The 21183-nt window shown below is 65.7% G+C and carries 18 protein-coding genes and 1 tRNA gene; 7 read left to right on the forward strand and 12 right to left on the reverse strand.

Translation table 11 applies throughout. From position 1 onward, the window contains the following. The first annotated feature begins 68 nt into the window (after positions 1-68). Both A5651_RS11110 and A5651_RS11115 read left to right on the forward strand, forming a co-directional pair. A complete protein-coding gene (locus A5651_RS11110; protein WP_066979713.1) occupies positions 69-428 on the forward strand; it encodes an intersectin-EH binding protein Ibp1 in 360 nt (119 codons plus the stop codon). Positions 429-473: 45 nt separating this feature from the next. Next, positions 474-1079: a TetR/AcrR family transcriptional regulator gene (locus A5651_RS11115; RefSeq protein ID WP_066979716.1), complete on the forward strand. Its 606-nt coding sequence runs from the start codon at positions 474-476 to the stop codon at positions 1077-1079. Here the strand turns inward: A5651_RS11115 and A5651_RS11120 are convergent. Continuing rightward, on the reverse strand, positions 1020-2036 hold the full coding sequence (locus A5651_RS11120) for an NAD-dependent epimerase/dehydratase family protein (protein WP_066979977.1): 1017 nt from the start codon (positions 2034-2036) through the stop codon (positions 1020-1022). The genes A5651_RS11115 and A5651_RS11120 overlap by 60 nt on opposite strands. Before the next feature lie 89 nt (positions 2037-2125). Here A5651_RS11120 and A5651_RS11125 point away from each other — a divergent pair, with 89 nt between their 5' ends. The 3 genes from A5651_RS11125 to A5651_RS11135 all read left to right on the forward strand — a co-directional run bounded on the left by A5651_RS11125 (position 2126) and on the right by A5651_RS11135 (position 5196). Beyond that, on the forward strand, positions 2126-2971 hold the full coding sequence (locus A5651_RS11125) for a mycofactocin-coupled SDR family oxidoreductase (protein ID WP_066979718.1): 846 nt from the start codon (positions 2126-2128) through the stop codon (positions 2969-2971). 55 nt (positions 2972-3026) lie between these two features. Next, a complete protein-coding gene (locus A5651_RS11130; protein WP_082943697.1) occupies positions 3027-3890 on the forward strand; it encodes an Ig-like domain-containing protein in 864 nt (287 codons plus the stop codon). Between the two features lie 67 nt (positions 3891-3957). Further along, positions 3958-5196 (forward strand): lipase family protein, encoded by a 1239-nt coding sequence (locus tag A5651_RS11135; RefSeq protein ID WP_082943698.1) that lies wholly within the window; start codon positions 3958-3960, stop codon positions 5194-5196. A gap of 16 nt (positions 5197-5212) precedes the next feature. On the opposite strand, the gene A5651_RS11140 is transcribed toward A5651_RS11135, so the two are convergent. From A5651_RS11140 to A5651_RS11170, 8 genes are all read right to left on the reverse strand, one after another. Next, the gene (locus tag A5651_RS11140) at positions 5213-6202 is read right to left on the reverse strand and encodes a glycoside hydrolase family 26 protein (RefSeq protein WP_066979722.1); all 990 of its coding nucleotides are present in this window, start codon (positions 6200-6202) and stop codon (positions 5213-5215) included. A gap of 66 nt (positions 6203-6268) precedes the next feature. Next, positions 6269-8479, reverse strand: a complete 2211-nt coding sequence (locus A5651_RS11145) for an acyltransferase family protein (protein ID WP_082943699.1) — start codon at positions 8477-8479, stop codon at positions 6269-6271. Between the two features lie 200 nt (positions 8480-8679). Further along, on the reverse strand, positions 8680-10725 hold the full coding sequence (locus A5651_RS11150) for a glycosyltransferase (protein ID WP_231988652.1): 2046 nt from the start codon (positions 10723-10725) through the stop codon (positions 8680-8682). A gap of 226 nt (positions 10726-10951) precedes the next feature. Next, positions 10952-11218, reverse strand: coding sequence for a hypothetical protein (locus tag A5651_RS11155; protein ID WP_066979725.1), 267 nt, complete (start codon positions 11216-11218; stop codon positions 10952-10954). A gap of 358 nt (positions 11219-11576) precedes the next feature. Continuing rightward, the gene (locus A5651_RS11160) at positions 11577-13298 is read right to left on the reverse strand and encodes a serine/threonine-protein kinase (RefSeq protein ID WP_369803936.1); all 1722 of its coding nucleotides are present in this window, start codon (positions 13296-13298) and stop codon (positions 11577-11579) included. A gap of 293 nt (positions 13299-13591) precedes the next feature. After that, positions 13592-13822 carry a hypothetical protein gene (locus tag A5651_RS24910; RefSeq protein ID WP_082943701.1) on the reverse strand — a complete coding sequence of 77 codons (231 nt, stop codon included), beginning with the start codon at positions 13820-13822 and terminating at the stop codon, positions 13592-13594. A gap of 15 nt (positions 13823-13837) precedes the next feature. Beyond that, positions 13838-13912: transfer RNA gene (locus A5651_RS11165), tRNA-Thr, on the reverse strand. Positions 13913-13935: 23 nt separating this feature from the next. Then, positions 13936-14673 (reverse strand): hypothetical protein, encoded by a 738-nt coding sequence (locus tag A5651_RS11170; RefSeq protein WP_066979731.1) that lies wholly within the window; start codon positions 14671-14673, stop codon positions 13936-13938. A 126-nt stretch (positions 14674-14799) separates the two neighbouring features. Here A5651_RS11170 and A5651_RS11175 point away from each other — a divergent pair, with 126 nt between their 5' ends. Both A5651_RS11175 and A5651_RS11180 read left to right on the forward strand, forming a co-directional pair. Next, on the forward strand, positions 14800-15519 hold the full coding sequence (locus A5651_RS11175; RefSeq protein ID WP_066979734.1) for a response regulator transcription factor: 720 nt from the start codon (positions 14800-14802) through the stop codon (positions 15517-15519). Between the two features lie 53 nt (positions 15520-15572). Next, positions 15573-17000, forward strand: coding sequence for a cell wall metabolism sensor histidine kinase WalK (locus A5651_RS11180; protein WP_066979737.1), 1428 nt, complete (start codon positions 15573-15575; stop codon positions 16998-17000). A 4-nt stretch (positions 17001-17004) separates the two neighbouring features. Here the strand turns inward: A5651_RS11180 and A5651_RS11185 are convergent, their stop codons facing one another. Genes A5651_RS11185 through A5651_RS25975 form a run of 3 tightly spaced genes read right to left on the reverse strand, consistent with a single transcriptional unit; the run spans position 17005 to position 21181 of the window. After that, complete coding sequence (locus A5651_RS11185) at positions 17005-18261, reverse strand: ATP-grasp domain-containing protein (protein WP_066979991.1); 1257 nt, start codon at positions 18259-18261, stop codon at positions 17005-17007. Then, positions 18261-19553 (reverse strand): MFS transporter, encoded by a 1293-nt coding sequence (locus tag A5651_RS11190; RefSeq protein ID WP_082943702.1) that lies wholly within the window; start codon positions 19551-19553, stop codon positions 18261-18263. The genes A5651_RS11185 and A5651_RS11190 overlap by 1 nt, the downstream gene beginning before the upstream one ends. Then, the gene (locus A5651_RS25975) at positions 19550-21181 is read right to left on the reverse strand and encodes a branched-chain amino acid transaminase (RefSeq protein ID WP_231988653.1); all 1632 of its coding nucleotides are present in this window, start codon (positions 21179-21181) and stop codon (positions 19550-19552) included. Before A5651_RS25975 ends, A5651_RS11190 begins: the two co-directional genes overlap by 4 nt. Positions 21182-21183: the final 2 nt, after the last annotated feature.

Consider the following 21183-nt stretch of genomic DNA (forward strand, 5'->3'; position numbering starts at 1 on the left):
GAGGTCATCGCGGGCTCCCTACAATGCCGTGAAGAGCATCGATCGCTAAGAGATGAGGATTCGCACCGATGGCGAACATTTCGATTTCGGGCAGACGGCCATGGTTGACCGCCGTGCTGGCCTTCGTGGCCGTCGGCGCTCCAGCGGTTGCTGTGATGGCAACGCCCGACGCGATCATCACGCCGCTTGCGGCATGCACAGGTGGTGAGGAAGAGGACGTCTACACCACGACCTGCGTGCCGTTCATGGTGCCGAACTCGCCGCAGGACGACGGATTCACCACCACCGCCGCCAACCCCGACATCCCCGAGATCGACGGCGTGCCGTGCACCGGCCACGACAGCGGTGAATGCATCGGGTTGGCCGAAGAACAGGCGGACATGGGGCCGCAACCGGTTCCGCGCTCGACCATCAGCTCGAGCCCGTAGGAGCCAGTCCAGCCTCCAAACGGCTCACTGCGGTTGAATCAGGGCATGACCGCTGACGGTGGCCGGGGCAACCAGGGCGGGCGTCCGCGTGACACCACGATCGACGATCGGGTGCTGTCCGTGACGCGTCAGCTTCTGCTCGAAGTGGGTTGGGACGAACTCAGTGTGCGTCTGGTCGCGATGCGCGCCGGTGTCGGCCGATCGAGTTTGAATCGCCGCTGGGCGTCGAAAGCGGAACTGGTCCTGCACGCGATTCTCGGTCAAACGCCCGACCTGTCAGCGTTTTCGGGAACCGATATCAACGGCTGGATCGAGTGGGTGGTGCGTGGCAGCCGCGAACTGTTCGCCCGTCCCGACGTTCAGGCCGCCGTGCCGGGGCTGCTGTTGGCCCTGCGCGAGAACGACGACCTGCGCAAGGCGCTGTGGTCGAACTTCAGCGGCCCTGCGGTGCAACTGTTCGCTGAGCACCTCAACGCGAGGACCCCTGCCGAACGGCGCCGTGCCGACGACGATGCACGCGCAGTGTTGGCGATGGCTGCCGGAGCCGCATTGTTCATGACGACCGTTGCCAGGGACGATGATTCGCAGACGCTAAGCGCCCGCATTACCGAGTTGCTGACCGCCGCCGTCCACTCCAGATACCCGGAATGAGTCGAGGATGGCCGCTTTCGGGCTGCGCCACCTCATATCGAGATCTCGCAGTGTTGCGCTGTCGTCGGTGGGGGTGGCCGCGGTCAGCAGCATCGCCGCCTCGTAGCTCAGCCCGGCCGACAGGGCCACATACCGGCCGATGAAGTCTGATCCGCGACCCAGGCCCCGCATTGCTCTGGGCGACACCGGAATACGTTGGATCCGTCGTCCGCGACCCTCTTCAAGGGTGTCGATCATCTCGTCGAACGACACAAGCTGACCGCCGCAGACATAGCGACGCGGTCCCCGTCCGGGCTGCATGAGTCGCACGTGCACTTCGGCGACGTCGCGCACATCGACCATCTGCATTCCGCCGCGCACCTTCGGTGCGATACCCGAGCGCACAATGGGGGCCCACCCCTGTTCGGTGACACCCGGTGCCGTGCCGAACGGCGGGCCCACCACGCTGGAGGGATAGGTCACCACGACGGGTGCGCTGTCGTCCTGCAGCCGCCGCGCGACGCGGTCCGCATATCCCTTGGTGCGGGCATAGCTGCTGCGGCCCTCCGCGGTTGGTGAGTCGGGGGAGATGACACCGTCAGGCGGCGGAAACAGCGCGCTGTAGCTGCTGACCAACACAATCGGGTCCAACCGGCGCTCGACCGCGCGGGTCAGCACTGCTTCGGTGGCGTGGGCGTTGATGTCCCACATCAGCTGCGCCCGGCGCTCGTCGGTGCCGACGACACCGGCCGCGTGCACCACCGCCTCGACTCCCGTCAGAAGTTCATCGACGGTGGCGGGCTGGCGCAGGTCGCCGATGACCACCGTGAGGTCGCCCAGTGGTTGCAGAAGGGGGATGACGGGCGCGCGGCCCTCCGCGGGCGGCACCAGCAGTCGTATCTGATGGCCCGCCTCGAGCAGCCGGCGCACGACGTGCGCGCCTACATAACCGGTTCCCCCGGTGACCGCGATACGCAGTTTCGTCCTCCTCACCCCCCGTGCTACCTTACGGTACCAATGGCATCGAAACATCGGTAGGCCCAGCGGCGACGACCGGAAAGGTCGATATGACAAACAACAAGGCCGGCCGGGTGGCCGGCAAGGTCGCGTTCATCACCGGTGCGGCGCGCGGTCAAGGCAGGGAGCACGCAATCCGGCTGGCCGAGGAAGGCGCCGACATCATCGCCGTCGACGTGTGCGAGGACATCGACGCCGCCGGTTATCCGGGCGCATCGGAAGCCGACCTCGATGACACCGTGGCGCTGGTCGAGAAGGAAGGCCGGCGCATCTTCGCGGCCAAGGCCGACGTGCGCGACCTGGAGACCTTGAAGTCGGCGGTGGAGCGAGGCGTCAGCCAGATCGGCGCCGTCGACATCGTCGTCGCCAATGCCGGTATCAGCGCGGATCCCGCCCCGGCGGCGATGATCCAAGAGTCGGCCTGGCAGACGATGCTAGACATCAATCTGACCGGGGTGTGGCACACCGTCAAGGCCGCACTGCCGCACATGACCAACGGCGGCGGGTCGATCGTCCTGGTGAGTTCGATGCTGGGTCTGCGCGGCGGCGGCTACATGGCGCACTACGCGTCGGCCAAGCATGCCGTCGTCGGGCTGATGAACTCGCTTGCGATCGAGCTTGCGCCGCAATGGATTCGGGTGAACTCCATTCACCCCGGCAATGTGCTGACGCCGATGATCGACAACGACCATTTCCGTCGCACCGTTCGGCCGGATCTGTCGGAACCCACGATGAAAGACGCCGCGGCGGTCATCGGTCACTTCCACATGCTGCCCAAGCCCACGATCGAGGCGCGCGCCGTCAGCCATGCCGTGCTGTTCCTGGCGTCCGACGAATCGCACTACATCACCGGGGCGGCGCTGCCCGTCGACGCGGGCGCTACCGCCAGATTCTGATCGGCTGCCAGTCGCGTATGCGACACTGCGTTCCGAGCTACCGGGAGGAATGCATATGTCGGGTCGCACGACGAAAAGGCTCTTCGTTTTGAAGGTCTGCGCGTCCACGTTGGGCGCGCTGCTGGTGGCCAGCGCGGCGTCGGCGCTGGCGGATCCGGATCCAGGTGGACCAGTCCCGGGCCAGGATCCGACCCCGTTCACCGGTGAAGCCCCGTTCGCGCCGCCGCGCGTCACCCCCGCCAACGGCGCGACCGTGGGCGTGGGCCAGCCGATCATCATCGACTTTCCCGGCCTCGTCGACGACTCCGGCGCGGCGGAAAGCGCCATCCACGTCTCGTCGGTGCCGCCGGTTCCCGGCAAGTTCTACTGGATGAAGCCCACGCAGCTGCGCTGGCGGCCGCTGAATTTCTGGCCGGCCCATACCACCGTGACCGTCGATGCCGGTGGCGTAGTGACGAGCTTCCGTACCGGGGACGCGTTGGTGGCCACCGCCGACGACGCCACCCACCAGCTGACCGTCACCCGCAACGGGAAGGTGGAGAAGACGATCCCGATGTCTATGGGGATGTCAGCCGGTGGCCACCAAACCCCGAACGGCACCTATTACGTCCAGGAGAAGATGCCCTCGGTGGTGATGGACTCCTCGACCTACGGCGTTCCGGTCAATTCGGCCTACGGGTACAAGACGACGGTGGAGCTCGCCGTTCGCTTCGACGACAGCGGCGACTTCGTCCACAGCGCTCCGTGGTCGGTGGATGACCAGGGCAAGCGAGATGTCAGCCACGGTTGTATCAACATCAGCCCGACCAACGCGAAGTGGTTCTTCGACAACTTCGGTGCCGGTGATCCGATCGTCGTGAAGAACTCCGGCGGCGGCACCTACTCTAGGCACGACGGCTCCAACGACTGGCAGCTTTAGCGCGCGGAACGGCATCTGAAGGGTGCCGCCTATGCCATCCTCGTGATCAACGGTCAAGGGGATACACATGGTCTCGAAGTTCGTTCGGCGTCTGGGCTGCATGTTCGCCTGTGCCCTGGTTGCCGCGTGCAGCACATCGCAGCCGCCCGCCCCCTCCAAAGCAGGTCCGCAGGAGTTGAACTACACCCGCCAGATGCCGAGCATCGCCGCCGGTGATCTGGCCGTGCGTGGCACCGTGTCGAGCTCATCGGACCAGACGCCGTTCGACATGAGCGAGCTGCCCACTGGCTCAACGGCACACACGATGGTGTACCGATCGATATCCGGTATCACTGGCAGGCCAACGGTGGTGTCCGGTGCGGTATTCGCGCCGCCCGGCGACCCACCGCCGGGAGGATGGCCTGTCATCGGTTATGCGCACGGAACCGTCGGGGTGACCCCGGACTGCGGGCCCACCGCGGATTCGCGCCTGCTCGGCGACATCAGCTCGGTGGCGATACAACTCAATCTCGGCTATGCAGTGGCATACACCGACTACGCCGGTCTCGGCAAGCCCGACGGGTCGAACCAGGATCCGGCGAGTGCTCATGCGTACCTGGAACCAAAGACGGCTGCTTTCAACCTCATTGACGCGGTGCGGGCCGCCCGCGCAGTAATGCCGCAGCTGTCGTCGCGGTGGGTGGCGTTGGGCTCGTCGCAGGGCGGTGAGACCGCGTGGGCAACCGCTGAGTATTTCGCGGATTACGGGCAGGGCACCGATCTGCTTGGCGCCGCGGCGCTGGTGCCCACCGCAGACATGGTCGGACTGGTACAGCGTGCCGAAACCTCGACGTTGACCAACGACCAGATGTTCTTGTACCCGAACGTGATCGAGGGTTTGGCAGCGATCGACAAGACAATCGATCCGAACGACTATCTGCACGGCGTTCTGCGCGATGATGAGACGACGTTGCTGGCCTGCCGGCCGCCGGGCACCCAACGGAAGGAAGCGTTGGCTGTCAAATTCACCCCTGCCGACGGCAAGCCGTCGTCGCCGGCCGCGGCCGACCGGCTCAGGGAGCGGCTCACCTCCTACGCGCTGCCCCAACAGCCCACCAAAATCCCGCTTCTGGTCGTCTACGGTGGATCCGACCAGACGGTTCCCCCAGAGTGGACCGAGGTCGCCATGGGCCGGGCTTGCGCCTTGGGTGACACTGTTCTGCGGATCCGCTTGCAAGACCAGGGCCACAAACTCGATCCCGGTGCGACCCTGGGCCAGTGGGTCGCCGATCGCTTCGCCGGGGTGCCCCCGGTCGGCAACTGCTGATCGTCGAGCAGTCTCGCTACCAGGACGCGAGTGCGGCCTTGGCCGCAGCGGTGGTCGCGGCCGAACTCGTGAGCCGCCAGTCAGGTGCATCCGGATTGCCGTCGACTTCGAACCAGATCAGTCCGCGGACGTCGGTGCCGCCGAGCCAGGTCATGAAATCGGTGATCCAATGCGACTTATCGCCGCCTCGGTCGCCACAGCCGACCTCGTTGATCCATAACGGTTTGCGCGGCGCTCGCTGGGCGACAAGGGCCAAAGTAGAACCGAAAAGTTCCGCCGGTTGCGTCCACTGATGGCCTGGGCGATCACCGAAGTTGTAGCCGTCGACGCCGATGATGTCGACGAAGTCATCACCGGGATAGCACCGTGAGAGCGCTTCGGTATCGCCGTTGATGATGACGTTCGGGCACCACACCCACTGAACGTGTTCGGCGCCTGCGTCATCGAATATGCCGCGGACTCTGCGGTAGGCCGCGACATAGTCATCCGTGGAGCCGCCCGGTGACCCCGCGGCCCAGGGGTACCAGTCTCCGTTCATTTCATGTGCGAACCGAAGCCGAAACGGCTTGGCATAGGCGGCCGCCTGCTCGGCCCAGGTGCGCACATAGGTGTCGTATCGACCGCCCGCGATCTGCCCGGACGTATACGCCGCCTGGTGCTTGCCGGCGTGCGGATCCCAGGGTTCCCAAGTCAACTCCGGGGTGCAGCCGGCGGCAGCGGTGGCGTCCAGAAACGCGGTCGGCAGTGACGCTTCCCAGGCGAATGCCTCGTAAACGGTTATCACGTTCAATCGCCTGCCCAACTGCCGCGCGGCGGCCAGTGACCGCTGCAGTGTCGCGTCGTCGCGACCGGTTGCCGCCAGCCCGAACTGGCGCGCCTCGCGAGGCTGGCTTGGCGCAGACCGGTGGCAGCCGCCCGCGGACATAATCGTCAACGCCGCCAACGGGATCGATGCCAGCAGGCTGCGACGCGATATCGTCGCAGCCTGTCCGCTGGGCACCGACACCTCCTGACCATCGCGTGTCCGGCAGAGACAACCCTACGGGACAACCGGGCGGCCGCCCCGCCGAAGTCAACGGCCGCTCAGGTCGATCTGCTTTTCCCGGATCTGCGCTTGGACGGCTGGCAGCAACGCCTTGACCGCGGTCGCCGTCAGGTGCGAATCGTCGCGATAGAGCAACGTGCCATTACGCACCGCGCGGCACTTGGTGTCCTCGCACAAGTATGCGTTGAGATCGAGCACCGGGATGTCGAGGTTCTGGCCCCGAACCTGGTCGGTGACAATGGGTTCGGTTCTCGGCGTGTTGTTGAGGTTGAAGTCGCACGCGGACCAGTCGTCGGTGGCGCCCGAGACGCATTCGGGCATGTTCTTGTTCGGGTACGGCGTATCGCGCAGGTAGATCAATTTCGCACCCGTCGCCCGCAGCTGGTTCAGCGTTTGATCCCAGGCGGTTTTGAACTCCTGGTAGTCGGGCACGTACGTGGATAGCGAGCTGATCATGATGTACTTGGGTTTCAACGCGACGATCGCTTTGATGCTGTCCTCGCGCCAGCCGAGACAATCCGACTTCGTGAACGGGTCCGTGCGGCCGTCCCTGGGCTGTAGGGCCGCGACCGGGCATGCCGCCTTGGTGAACTGGTTGAGTCGCCAGTTGTTTTCCTTCGCGATGACCTGAACCACCGGCAGCCACTGCTGTGCGTGGCTGTCGCCGAACAGCACCGCCGGCACACCGTCTGCCGGTCCATCGACGCAGGTGTTCGGTTGTTCCCGCTTGCCAAGGGGAATCAGGCACTCGTCGCGGTCGGGACGATCGTCGAAAGCCTTGAACGGATTCGGTGTCACCGGTCCCGATTTCGCGCCGGTGTCGGCGCCGAACACCGACTCGAAGCTCACCGACGCGTTCGACGACGTCGCACCGCTGGCCAGATTGACCGCCAGTACGCCGAGGGCCATCGTCATAGCGGCGGCTGCGATGGTGCCGGTGAAACCGACCGACAGCGACGCCTGCAGATTGCGTTTCAGTTCGCGCGACGACATGATGGGGCGTTCCAGCAGTGCAGTGGAGGCCCAGGCGAGCATGAGAGCCGCCATCGTCACGCCCACCAACGTCGGCCAGCTGTTGTTGTGGGTGTAGCTCTTGAACAGCACCAATGCCGGCCAGTGCCATAGGTACCAGCCGTAAGAGACCTTCCCAAGCCAGCGCAAGGGGCGTACCGAGAGGAACGCTCCGACGGCGGGTCTGCTGTTGGTGGCCACTTGCCCGGCCACGATGATGGCAGCGGCACCGAGCGTCGGTATCAACGCCGCCAGGCCCGGATAGGGCGTGGTGTGATCGTAGGCAACGGTCGCCACCAGCACGGCCACCAGGCCAGCCCAACCGAGTACCCACATCGCCGCCCGCACGGGAAATCTCGTGATCAAGCCGGTCAGCAGCGGACCCGCCACCGCGACGATGCCGCCCACGCCGAATTGCCATGCGCGCGTGTGGGTTGCCATGTACGACAGGGTCGGGTCGCTGGAGGTGAAGTGCAGCGACACCGCCAGAGAGGCCACGGTCACCAGGGCGATTCCCCAACCGACGACCATGCGGGTGGACCACCGCGAGCGCCTGGCCAGCACGGCCAACGCCACCAGCAGCACCGGCCACACGAAGTAGAACTGTTCCTCGATGGACAGCGACCAGAAGTGCGTGGCGACGCTGTCGTCGGACGCCCCGGCGAGGTAGTCCTTGCCCGCGGCAATGAAGCGCCAGTTGGCGAAGTTCATCGTGGCCGCCAGCAGGTCGAGTGCCTGGCGGAACACTGACAGCAGCGGCATGAGGAACCACACGGCGATCGACGTCGCGACGATGGTCACCGCTGCCGGCGGGATGATGCGGCGCGCGCGACGCGCATAGAAGCCCCTGAACGACACTCGCCCGTTGCGCTCGAACTCGCGCAGCAGAAGGCCCGTGATCAGGAAGCCCGAAATGACGAAAAACACGTCGACGCCCACAAAACCGCCAGCCATGTGCGGCACACCGGCGTGAAACAGCACGACCAGCGCGACGGCAATGCCTCGCAGACCTTCGACGTCATTGAAGAAGTGGTTTTCCTTCTTCTTCGTCTCGGCCTTGGGCTTGGGTTCGGTTCTGCGCGCCGACGGCTGTGTCGGGGCAACGACGGTGGGTGGACGGCGGTCTACGTGGCGACGCGCGGGTATCTGCAGGCGCTCGGTCTGGGCCGTTGCGGTGCTCAGGGCAGGGCGATGCCTGACGGTCGGTTCTTCCCAGTACGTAGTCATGACGAAAATCGTCGCGCTTGCGCAGTACAGGCGTAATCGCCGACGAGCCAGAATCCGCTGCCGCGCGGGAAGGGTTTTCTATCCCGCTGGTAAGGGTCCTGCCAGTCGGCGCTGGGACGACGACGAAGTACCGATCGCATGGTTTCACCCGAACCCGGCCGTGCACGAAGGGTTCGGGTGAAAAGCAGGGATCGTCTGACTCAGGAGCTCCACGGAATCATCAGGTCGAACCACCCGGATGCGACGGCCGCGGCCAATGCCAGCGCCAGCGTGTAGCACACCGCCTCATAGGCAGAGATCCGATGCGGATTGCGGCGCTTCGGTCCGGGGCCGTCAGTTGCTGCTGGTGTGGCGGAGCGGTCGGTCCGCGATCCAAGAGCCTTGCCGAGGGATGGAAACAGGATCTTGACGAACTCGACGAGCAACGGCAGGGCGAGGTAGGTGTAAAGGCCGACGAACATCGCCATCAGCCAGTACTGGCGCACTCCGTATGCGTGAATGTCGTAGAGTACCACTGCCCAGAATGGCACCAGCGACAGCACGATCGCGGCGGCACCAACGCGGCTAATGCTGCGCGCCAATGGATTCGGGCGGTTCATCGCACCGGTGGGAACCCATCCCGCCGATCGACCCCGCAGTTTGTGAACGATCGCAATGAGGTGGGCGTAGCTATAGGCCATCTGCAGCCGCAGGACCTCGAACCGCCAGCGGCTCTTCGACACTGCCGGCAGCACCACCAGGTACACCCACAGTCCGACGAGGAAGGGAATGAATTGGGCGGGCTGGACTTGGGTCGGGAAGAACGCGGCCATGATCATGCCGGGCAGATAGAGAGCGACGACGTTGACAGCGGTGGTGATGTAGTAGAACAGCCCCGCCCAGAAGCAAAGTCGTTGCCGCAGAGTCATTTTCACCCGCGAGCCGTCGAGCTTGGCGTTGTGCAGCTTGACCAGCGATCCGTTGCACCACCGGTATTGCTGGTTGAGGAAGCCGGCCATGTCACCCGGGCACAGGCCGCGTGAGACGACGATGGGTACGTAGCGGGTCTGGAAGCCGGCCTGCATCAAGTGGAGCCCGGTGTGAATGTCTTCACTGTGTTCAATCTGGGCGAATCCACCGGTGGCTTCGAGGGCCTTGCGCCGGTACAGCGCGCAGGTGCCGACGCAGATCGCAGCGTTGAACCGGTCCCGCGACGGCAGAATCCAACGGTAGAACAACTCCTGGGTAGAGCCGGCCGTGCGCTGAATCCAGTTCAGATTCTCGCCGCTGTCGAAGTACTGCGGGCTCTGCACGATGCCGACGGACGGGTCGTCCATGTACGGCACCAGGTGCTTCAGGAAATCGGGCCGCGGGCAGAAGTCGGCGTCCAGGATCACGATGTGGTCACCCGACGTGCGCGAGAACGTGTACTGGAGGTTGCCGGCCTTCTTCAGATGCCCACGATTCGGGCGGACGACGTAGTGGAACCCGAATCGTGCCGCCAGGTCCCGGACTTCGGCGCGATCGCCGTCGTCGAGAACGTGAACCTCAACCCGGCCCGCCCACTCCATCGCCTTGACGTGTGTGTAGGTGTTGCGCAACACCGCAACCTCTTCCCCGTAGGTGGGAAGAAAGACATCGATGCTCGGGGCTGGGCCAGAAGGAACCCAGCTCTCCACGAGCGCACGGTGCGCCTTCGCCGACACGCGCCTGCTGTTGAAGCTGGTAAGCGACGAAAGTAGGGTGCCGATGACGTTGAGCCCCAACACGATCAGCATGGGCCATAAGACGGTGATCGAGGCGAGTGCGAAATGCAGCAGGCTCCATCCTGCGAGCACGTACGCGCCCATCAGCAAGAGCTGCACCCATCGCATCTGCGCTCCGAAGTAGGAGTAGACCTCGTTGTCGCCCGGTGGGGCGACCAGGCCTTCCGAGTCGACTTCGATGTCTTCTACGGGTTGGGAGGCGACCCGCGTCGTCAGCTCGCTGCGCACAAGCCGCTCTGTGACCGGTTGATGTGGCGCTAGGCGCTCGGTGACCGGCTCGGGCAACACCATGGTGCGACCGGGCCACAACTCGCCGGTGCCGCTGTGGTCGGGGCGCCTGTCGCCTCGACGAGGGTCGGGTCCATGAGAGTCGTAGCGCGGGTGTGGCCGGTGAGTACGGAACGAACGTGGCCTCGACGGCAGCGGCATGGCGCCGGCCGGGACCGTGTCGTGGGTCAGGCCGGGGCGAAGGCTCGTCGTCTCTTCGCAGTACGTAGTCATGGAAACATCGTCACGATCGGGGAAAACTTCCGTAATCGCCGTGAAGTCAGAGTCCTCTCGTGCGGGGGAAGAGTTTCCTATCCGTCTAGTAAGGAGTGCATGAAAGCGGCAGGCGACCTCAGGATTCAGATGTTGTGGGTGAAAACGCCGCCACTCGTGCGCAAAGCGATCACCCGGCCTCTCGCATCGAGGCCGGGTGATGATCCGCGAACATCCGCGGCGGGTGTCATCGATCGATGGTGCTCTTGAACAGGTTCGGGAAGTCGCGTGCGTAAGCGTCGATCGCGGTCGCCTTCGCGGTACCCCGCAGCCGTGCGGCATCGGCGGTCATCCTGCCGATCCGGTGATCCTGGGTAGCGATTGTTCGGCGTGCCGTGCCGAGTTGGCGGTCGCGATCGGCGAGCTTGAGTTCGGCGGCCTGCCGGCGCTGCTCCGACTCGCGTAATAGACGGCGCAATTCGTCGATTTGTGCGCCCGGTGTCTGCGGCATCATGACGTCGTCACTCCCTTGCTCTGTTGTGGTGCCATGCTTTCTGCAGCGGCTCGGCGAGCACGCTCAGGAACGTGTGGGTTCGCATCGAAGTCGGAGGACCGGTAGCGGCCGGGCTGCCACGCGCTTCCTCGGATGCTCCGCTGCCGGCGCCTGCGGCTCTGTTGCATCAGCTCAACGTTCATTTCGGCTACTCCTTTCCTCTTCGGTCGGTGGCTCAATGGTCGTGAATCAGCAGCGTCTCCGAAATCGCTGCGAAGCCACATTCCGGTCGTAGGAGAGGAGGTTTTCCTATCCGCGCGGTAAGCCGGCGGATTTGGCGTCCAAAAGGGACGTTGGGGTCGTCGGGTTCAAGCCAGAGCTAGTGCTGCGCTCGGTGGCGGATCACCCTCTCGAGCGCCTGAATGTCGGATTCAATCTGACGTGCCAGCCAGTAGGCGAGCACGAACGCGGCAATCCCCCCGATACAAAGCACCCTGATCGGCACGATGACTTCGGCGATCTCGGAGGCGGTCAGAAATGTCACGGCCACAATGCCCAGCAACGGCACCGAGGCCGCGATCGCCAAATAGCGTGAAAGTCGACGGCTGAGCGCTCGTAGCTGCTCGGCTTCCTGCGGATGGGTCTGCCCCTGCGCCACCAGTTCCGGATAAACACTGCGCACAATGTAGAAGGTCAGAAGAAAGAACGGATACGCGATCGCGATGGCACCGCATACCGTGATCGACCCGAAGAAGTGAACCGCCGAGCGACCCGGAAGTCCGCCCGCGACGAATTGCATGGTGAGCGGAAACGTCAGCCCGGCCAGCAGCCACAGGCCAAACACCACCAGCACCACACGATCCGGTGTGACGAGGCAGTCGTGGCGCGCCTGAGCCAACACTTCTGCCGGTGGTGCCGGACCGCGTCGCAGGCGCCGGGGAACCATGAGGACACGACGACACCAAATTCCCAGCACCGCAGCACCGACCGGAAAGAAGATCAAGTTGACCAAAGTGGTCACCAACATGAACCGACTCTGAGCCTGCTCGGAGAGCCGACTGACGATCAGCAGTTGATTGTGTTGGATGTTGTACGCGCTGGCCAGCAGATTGGGAATCATGATGGCCGCCAGAGCGACCGGCGCCACAAACGGCCGCAGCCGTAACCGCCAGCTTCCTACTGGGGGATCCACTAGATCGCGTGCCTGCGGATCAAGGCACAGCTGGAGTTGCTCGGCGAATTCGGCGCCGGAGGCCCAGCGCTGGTCAGGGTCGGCGTTTAGTGCCTTCAAGAGAACCCGCAGCAGGGCGGCAGGACAGTTTGCAGGTAGCGCGGCAAGTGCCGCCGCTGAGAGTCCTTGCGCGCGGGTGGTCAACATCAGCTCGAGCGCGGTGGCATCGCCCACCAGTCCGGCCGAGTCCGCCCGAGCAGCGTGCGCCGCGGAATCATCGAACGGTTTTACACCGGTCAGCAGTTCCCACAGCAGGACCGCCAGCGAGTAGATATCGCTGCGGGTATCGAGGTTTGCCATATCTTGCGTGTGGCCGGGCTGACAGGCTTTGAGCTGCTCAGGCGACATATAAGAAAGTGAGCCGCCGAAATACTGAAACGGGCTCGCGCCGGAAACGTTGCGGGCGAAGCTGATGTTGAAGTCCGCCAATTTAGGAGTGCCGTTCGGGGCGAGTAGTACGTTCGCCGGCTTGATGTCGCGGTGCAGGACGCCCCGTGAATTCGCGTAGTCCAATGCTTCAGCCAGTCGCTTCCCCTGCCAGGCAACGGTCTCAGGCCACGGAAGCGTCGCAAGCTCGGTGCGGGTGGACGATTCGGAGGGCCGAATCTCGCCGCGTGATTCCAATGCGTTGTCCACCGCGTCGAGCAACGCTTGGCCCGACTGAGGTGGCTCTCCGTGTTGGTGCACCGCTTGAACCAGGTCGAACAGCGTTCCGCCGGGCAGATACTGCATGTAGAGCAGCCGCCAGTTCCGATCGGAGAGAATCCGCTGATCGAAGACCCGGACGATGTAGTCGTGGTCAAGCTGGGCGAGGGTTTGTGGTTCGTGGCCGCGGTTCGCAGAGATCTTGACTGCGACCAGCCGTTGCATCGACCGTTGGCGGGCGAGAAAGACTCGGGCGAATGCGCCGCTGCCGAGTTCGACCAGCAGATCGAAGTCGTCGAGCCGTTGGCCGACCTCGATTTCGCCCAAGAGGGCGGACTGGCTGATTTTGGCAAACGCCGATTGGGGTGTTCCGGTTCCGTCCCATGTGAATCCCGCAGTGCCTGCCGGCGCGTGAGTCTGGGTGAACTCGACAGGGGAATCGGCAGTCGGATCGGTCATGAAAACCTCGTATGTGATTGCCCTGAGCTTAGCTGGTGCGGTCGGCGGCCATGCGTTTCTCAGTACGACTGCCCGTTCGCGTTTCGCTGCCGTCGGAAGTGGCCGCCACGCCCCCGGTTCCGGCTCTTGGACGTGGGCTGCTGCGAGTCGCAGTTCGGACAGAACAGCCGTAGGTTCTCGCGCCGGGCTGAGCCCTGACACGCGTCACCGCAGTACACCTTCTGGCTACGCTTCGAGAGTTCAGCTCCACAGCCTCGGCATTGCCTCGCGCCGACTAGGCGCGGCCGCAGACAAGGAGGCCGGAGTGGAGCCTCCTATCGGGATTGAACCGATGACATCCTGTTTACAAGACAGGTGCTCTACCACTGAGCTAAGGAGGCCTGCGGGGGGCGAGTCTATCGGGTCACTCGTCGGCTTCGATGACGCGCTGCGAGGTCACCGACCGCGTCGACGACCGACTGCCGCGTGGCCGACGGCCGGGGAAGGGGATGCGGTCGGCGATATTGCTCAGCGGGTTGACCACCTGGCTCAGCAATATGACCGCCTCACGCAGTGCCTCGATCGTCGGCTCGAGCGCCTCCAGTCCTGGCGCCAGCCGGTTCAAGGTGTCGGCGACGTCGGCCAACTGCTCGAGCGGACCGTTTCTGGCAGTCAGCTTGTCGACCAGCCCGCCCTCGGCGAGCAGCCGATCCGCGAGCCCATCCTGTGCCAGCACCCGCTCTACGAGACCCTCTTCGTCCAGCAGCTGGTCCACCAGGCCGCCGGGCTCGATGGCCCGCATCAGCCCGCCGTTCTCCTGCGTCAGCCGGTCGAGCACCCCGCCGGGCATCGTGAGTTTGTCCACCACTCCACCGGGCTGCAGCAGCCGGTCGATCGGGCCGTCCGGCGCCAGCGCGCGACCCAGCGGCTGGTCCTCGTCCATGAGCCTGGCCAGCCGGTTCGCCCGTTCCACCGCTTCGTCGATACCGAGCATGTGCGCTACCGAGCCGGTGCTCGCCCTGGCCCCCGCGTTCGCCTGGCCGACGGCCCGCTGCGCGAGTCCCACCGCACCGGTGGCGACGTCGAGGCCGACCTCGGCGGCCGCAAGCCCGATCCGGGCCGGCGCGACGGCGAGGTCGACCAGGTTCTTGGCCAGGTTCATCACCTCAGTGTATGGGTGCAGCGGCGAGCTATCCGTCGTGTCGCGCAGGAGAGCACAATGGGACTCACAGGAAGCTGACAGCGAGCCCGCAGCTTCATTGCCAGGAAATGGGGAGACATTGAGACGATGGCCATGGCTGCACTCCCAGAATCTGTCCCAGAGGCCCGCGTTCTCGTCGTCGACGACGAGACCAACATCGTCGAACTTCTGTCGGTAAGCCTCAAGTTCCAGGGCTTCGAGGTTCACACGGCCTCCAACGGCCCCGCGGCCCTCGACAAGGCCCGCGAGGTGCGGCCCGATGCCGTCATCCTCGACGTCATGATGCCCGGCATGGACGGCTTCGGGGTTCTGCGCCGGCTCCGTGCCGACGGCATCGACGCCCCGGCTCTGTTCCTCACCGCCCGCGACAGCCTGCAGGACAAGATCGCCGGGCTGACGCTCGGCGGGGACGACTACGTCACCAAACCGTTCAGCCTCGAAGAGGTGGTCGCGCGGCTGAGGGTGATCCTGCGCCGCTCGGGGAAGGGCGGCGAGGAGCCGCGCAGCGCCCGGCTGACCTTCGCCGACATCGAACTCGACGAGGACACCCACGAGGTGTGGAAGGCAGGCGAGCCTGTCTCGCTTTCGCCGACCGAGTTCACGCTGCTGCGTTACTTCATCATCAATGCGGGCACGGTGCTGAGTAAGCCGAAGATCCTCGACCACGTGTGGCGTTACGACTTCGGCGGCGACGTCAACGTCGTCGAGTCCTATGTGTCCTACCTGCGCCGCAAGATCGACACCGGCGAGAAGCGGCTTCTGCACACGCTGCGCGGCGTCGGCTACGTTCTGCGCGAGCCGCGGTGAGCGCTTGCACGAAGAGCCGACAGCGCCGGTGATTTCTGGCGAACAATAGAGGTATGGCAGGTTTGGGCACCCGAGGCGTGCCGCTGCGGGTGGGGCTGGTCGCTGCCACCCTGGTGCTGGTGGCGTGCGGCTTGCTGGCGTCCGGCATTGCCGTCACCTCGATCCTCCGGCACAGCCTGACCAACCGCGTCGACGAGACGCTGCTCGACGCCTCGCGCAGCTGGGCGCAGGCCCCGCGGCGGATTCCGGTGCCGCTGATGGAGCCCAACCCGGCCCGGCCGCCGACCGACTTCTATGTGCGCGGGGTGGACGCGGACGGCCACATCTGGATGGCCGTCAACGACCGAGCCGCCGAACCGGCGCTGCCGGCCGACAACGACGTCGGTCCGACACCGGTGACCGTCGGGTCGATCGACAACTCGCATGTGCAGTGGCGGGCGATGTCGGTGCACGGGCCGAAGGACGAGATCACCACGGTGGCCATCGACCTGTCCGATGTTCAATCGACGGTGCGCGCTCTGATCTGGTCGCAGGCCGGCATCGGCGCCGCTGTCCTTCTGGTGCTCGGCGTCGCCGGTTTCTGGGTGGTGCACCGCAGCCTCCGCCCGTTGGCCGAAGTCGAACAGACCGCTGCTGACATCGCCGCCGGACAGCTGGATCGTCGTATCCCGCAACGTGATCCGCGCACCGAGGTGGGCCGGTTGTCGCTCGCCCTCAACGGCATGCTGGCGCAGATCCAGCGGGCCGTTGCGTCATCGGAGTCCTCGGCTGAACAGGCCCGCAGATCCGAGGAGCGGATGCGGCGCTTCATCACCGACGCCAGCCACGAACTGCGCACGCCGCTGACCACCATCCGCGGTTTCGCCGAGCTGTACCGCCAGGGCGCGGCCCGGGATGTCGAGATGTTGATGTCGCGCATCGAAAGCGAATCGCGCCGGATGGGGCTTCTGGTCGAGGACCTTCTGCTGCTGGCGCGCCTCGACGCTCAGCGGCCGCTGGACCGGCACCGCGTCGACCTGCTGGCGCTGGCCACCGACGCGGTGCACGATGCGCAGTCGATCGCTCCGAAACGGGCCATCACCATGGAGGTCATCGACGGTCCCGGCACACCCGAGGTGCTCGGTGACGAGGCGCGGCTGCGTCAGGTGCTGGGCAACCTGGTAGCCAACGCGCTGCAGCACACCCCGGAAACCGCACGCATAACGGTCCGGGTCGGTACCGACGACGACAATGCCGTGCTCGAGGTCGCCGACGAGGGGCCCGGCATGAGCGCCGAGGACGCCCACCGTGTCTTCGAGCGGTTCTACCGAACCGATTCGTCGCGCGACCGAGCCAGCGGCGGAACGGGTCTGGGGCTGTCGATCGTCGACTCGCTGGTCTACGCCCACGGCGGCACGGTCACCGTCACCACCGCGCCGGGGGAGGGTTCGCGGTTCACGGTGACGCTGCCGCGCATCGCCGACGTCGCCGCGGTGCATTGACGGCTTAGACGACCGAATCGCTCGTCGCGTGCATTTCAAACTGGAACACCAGCTGCGACACCCCATTCCGAGCGGCGGCAACCGCCTGTTCCGGTGTCTGTCCGAGCGCGCGGACATACGCCACCCGCGAGTCTGAGGACTCGAGCGCACCGACGGGGCTGCCCGGCCCGACCAGCACCTCGACCTCGGTGACGCCTTCGGTGCTTCGCGCAGCGTCGAGCCCGCGAATGTCGGCGAGCACGCCGCTGGCCGGCGCCGCGACGAACCAGATCGCCGAGGCGCAGGCCGGGCGGTCTGCGGCGAGTGCGGCGCGTAGATCCGGAAGTACCTTCTCGCCTACGGTCTGCCGCGCGACGAACTCAGCCAGGTCGACACCGGTAGCGTCGAAGGTGAGCGCGGGTATCTCATCACCACCCATGCGGACGTGGGTTTCGATCACTCGTGGACCGGCCGTGGTCAGAACGATTTCGGTATGCGTGGCGCCGAATTCCACGCCGAGGACGGTCAGCACCCGTTCGACGTGGTCGCGCACATCGTCTAGTTGCTCCGGGCTCAGTTCCGCCGACGCCACATGGCCGATTTCGACGAACGAAGCGGGATCGGAGAACTTCCGGGTGACGGACACGATCTGGTGCTCTCCGAGTTCGGAGAACGCCTCGACACTGAACTGAGGGCCGTCGTGGAATTGCTCGACCAGTACCCCGGCGTCCGGCAGCTCATCGAAGCGGGTGCTCGCGCGCTCGAACGCCGCGGTCAGCTCAGCGCTGTGCCGCACGACGGCTACGCCTGCGCTGCCCGCTCCGGCCGCCGGCTTGACCACGCAGGGGAATCCGTACTCGTCGACGAAGGCAGTCAGGTCGGAAAGATCGGTGACGACCGCCGAAGCCGTTGTGTCGACCCCCGTTTCGCGAAGGACGGCACGCATGGCGTCTTTGTTGTGAACGAGTTCGACAGTGCGGGGCGAGTGGGTGGCGATGCCTAGCGCCTCGCCGATCACCGCGCACCGATCCTGGTCGGTTTCGCCGAAGGTGGCGATCCGGGTGAACGGATGCACCTCGTGTGCGGCTCGCGCCAGCGCCACCCATTCCTCGTGGGGCGCGTCGTTCCGCACGGCGATGACGCGCGTGTGTTCGGTCACGGCCCGCAGCTTGGCGAGGAACTCCAGTCGGCAGATCACCGACGTCTCGGTGCCTGCGAGCGCGCGGCGAACCCGCGCCGGAAGGTCGCGGCCGCTGCCGACGACGAGGACATGTTCGGTCATCATTTCACCTCTAGTGGTTGGGTTGGGGTGACCGCGGCCGCGGCATCTCGCCGTTCGGCAAGGCAGCGGCGTGCGGCCGTTCGGGACATCAGGGCCGCCGCGCCGAACGCACCGGCAAGCACGGGCCAGGCCACCAGGCCGGCCGGCATCAGCGCGACGACGAGAAGCGTTGGGCCGACCACCTTCTGGCCGCTGAAGCCGAGGCTGAAGGCGCCGAGGTACCGGGCTCTCGAGTCCGCCGGTGACAGTTCGGTCGACAGCTCCCAGGCGGCCACCTCTTGAAGGTTCTCCGCAAGCGAGAGCACCACGACGGCAACGAGTACCGCCGCGATTGCGATGCCCGCCGAGGCGGCCTGAGCCAACGCGAAGAACCCACAGCAGACGGCCATCAGCGCCCCGGCGATCAGCAGCAGCCGGATGGCTGCGGCCGCGCTCTCGGCGAACCTGGCGACGTAGACCTGCAGCATCACAGTCAGCACCGTGTTGACCGCCATCAGCACAGGCACCATTGCGGCCGGTACCGCCGTGTGGGCGATGACCCAGATCGGCAGGAGCACGATCAGCACTGTGTCGTAGAGCGACAGCACGCCGTTGCCGACGGTGAACACCATGAACCACCGATCGCGGAAGGGGGAACGGACATCTGCCGGCCCTTGGGCAGCGGAAGTTTCATTGCGCTGCAGCGTCTCCCGGGTTGTGCCCAGCACCCGTCGGACCAGGGTCGCCACCACGACGAACGACAGCCCGTTGCCGATGAAGATCGCGGTGAACAATGACGGCTCGGCGGCCGCGAAAGCTGCACCGGCCAGCAGAAAGCCGACGGTAAGGCCGATGTTGCGGATAGCCCGGATGGAAGCCATCGTGCGGATGCGGTCGCCGTCTCCGATCAACGCTGTCACGACGGCCTGCTGAATGGGCGAACTGGCCCGGTCCGCGGCGGTGAGTATCACCGTGAGCACCAGAAAACCTTTGAAATCCGAGACCAGCGCAAAGCAGCCGTAGCCCAGACCACGGACCAGCAGCAGAGCGACGTAGAACCGGCCGGTTCCCAGCCGGTCGGCGAGACGTCCCAACGGCACCGGCGCGAGTAGCGCCACCGCTCCGGCGATAGTGGCCGAGAGGGCAACCTGGTTGGCGCCGATCCCGACGACGCCGACGAAGTAAAGCGCGAACGAGGCGAAGAACATCCCCGTGCCGAGAGAGTCAATGCCCGCACCGATGGCCAGTGTGCGGCCAGCGGCAGCGCTGGGTAGCAGGAGGCGGCTCAGCCGCTGCGAAATGCCTGTTGTCACAGCAGGTCTCCGCTAGCCACCGCGGCCACCAGATTGGCCGACCGTTGCACATGCGTCGGCGTCGCCGCCTCGGGAGCGGGACGGCGAAGGTGGTTCCATGCGTACCGCCGGGCGGCGTTGATCAACACATCTGTGTCGGTCGCGGGGCCACCCGCGGCGGCCTTGTCCACCAGGGCGGCGGCGACGAGCAGTCTGCCCATCCGGTCGACGAGCACCCATCCGGCAGCCGCGGCGACCGCCGGCTCGGCGCCGACCCATTCGTGGCGGGTGGTCTCCAGGGCCGTGATCGCGTCATCGACGATCCGCCACGCCATCGACAGCCGCCCCTCCGGTGTCGGGCCGAGCAGGTCTCTGGTCCGATCCACCACGGCGTCGAAATGTCCCGCTTGGATGAGCATCCGCAGTGCCGCCTCGGACAAGGCCGCTCTGTCGGGTGCGCTGGCGGGCGCTCCCGCAGCGGCCTCATCGACGGCGAGAACATAAGCCAGGCAACGCTCTGCCGCGAGCTGCGCCGGACCGTGCGACGATGCAGGCAGTCCGTGCCACGCACGTGCCGCGATCAGGTCGACCGCGCGATCGGCGGCCTCCTCGCGCCGCGCGACGTCGGCCGGTCCGTCGGCTTCGGTCGACCGGCCGACGTGAGCTGCCATCGCGGTGACGCGCCTTTCGAGTTCGGCGATCGGGTGAGCGAAGGGTGGCTGTCGCGTCCCGACGTGTTGCAGCCAATGCCGATACGCCGAATTGCGGCCGCGCACAACCTCGTTGAAGGCATCACGGAGTCGGGCGGTGACCGGACCGCAGCCGGCCGCGCCAGTCGGGCGATCGTCGACCGAGGCGATTGGGACGATCTCGGCCGCGGTTCCGGTGAGAAACGCTTCGTCGGCGACGTACAGTTCGCTGCGGGTCATGCTCTGCTCACGCACCGTGAATCCCATGTCGCGGGCCAGCGTGATGATCGTGTCCCTGGTCACGCCGGCCAAGATGTTGTCGCTGATGGGCGGGGTCACCAATTCGCCGTCTCGCACCGCGAAGATGTTCGCCGCGGACGCCTCGGAGACGTGGCCGGTCGGGGTGAGCATGAGGGCGTCGTCGTAGCCTGCGCGGATCGCGGCGACCTTGGCCAACGCCGAGTTGACGTATGCGCCGGTCGCTTTTGCGAGCGGGGGCACCGAATGAATCCCGTTGCGCTGCCAGCTGCTGACCATCAGTCGGCATCCGTCGTGCTCGGCCTTCTCGCCGAGGTAGGAACCCCACGGCCATGCCGCGATGGCCACCCTCGCGGTCTCCAGGGCCGGTGCGACACCCATGGCGCCGTAGCCCAGGTAGACGATCGGACGCAGATACCCCAACTCAAGACCGGTGCGGTGCAACAACTCCAGCGAGGCCTCGGTCAGCTCGTCGACGGTGAATCCCGGATCCATGTGGTAGACCTTCGCCGAGTCGTGCAGGCGCTTGAGATGGTCGCGCAACCGGAACACGGCCGGGCCGTCGGTGGTCGGGTACGCCCGGACGCCTTCGTAAACACCCCAGCCGTAATGCAGGCTGGGCGTCAGCACGTGGACGTGGGCCTCGTCCCATGGGACGAATTCACCGTCCATCCAGATGGTTTTCGTCGGGGTGAGTTTCATCG

It is taken from the genome of Mycobacterium sp. 1274761.0, from assembly GCF_001668615.1.
Taxonomy (GTDB): Bacteria; Actinomycetota; Actinomycetes; order Mycobacteriales; family Mycobacteriaceae; genus Mycobacterium.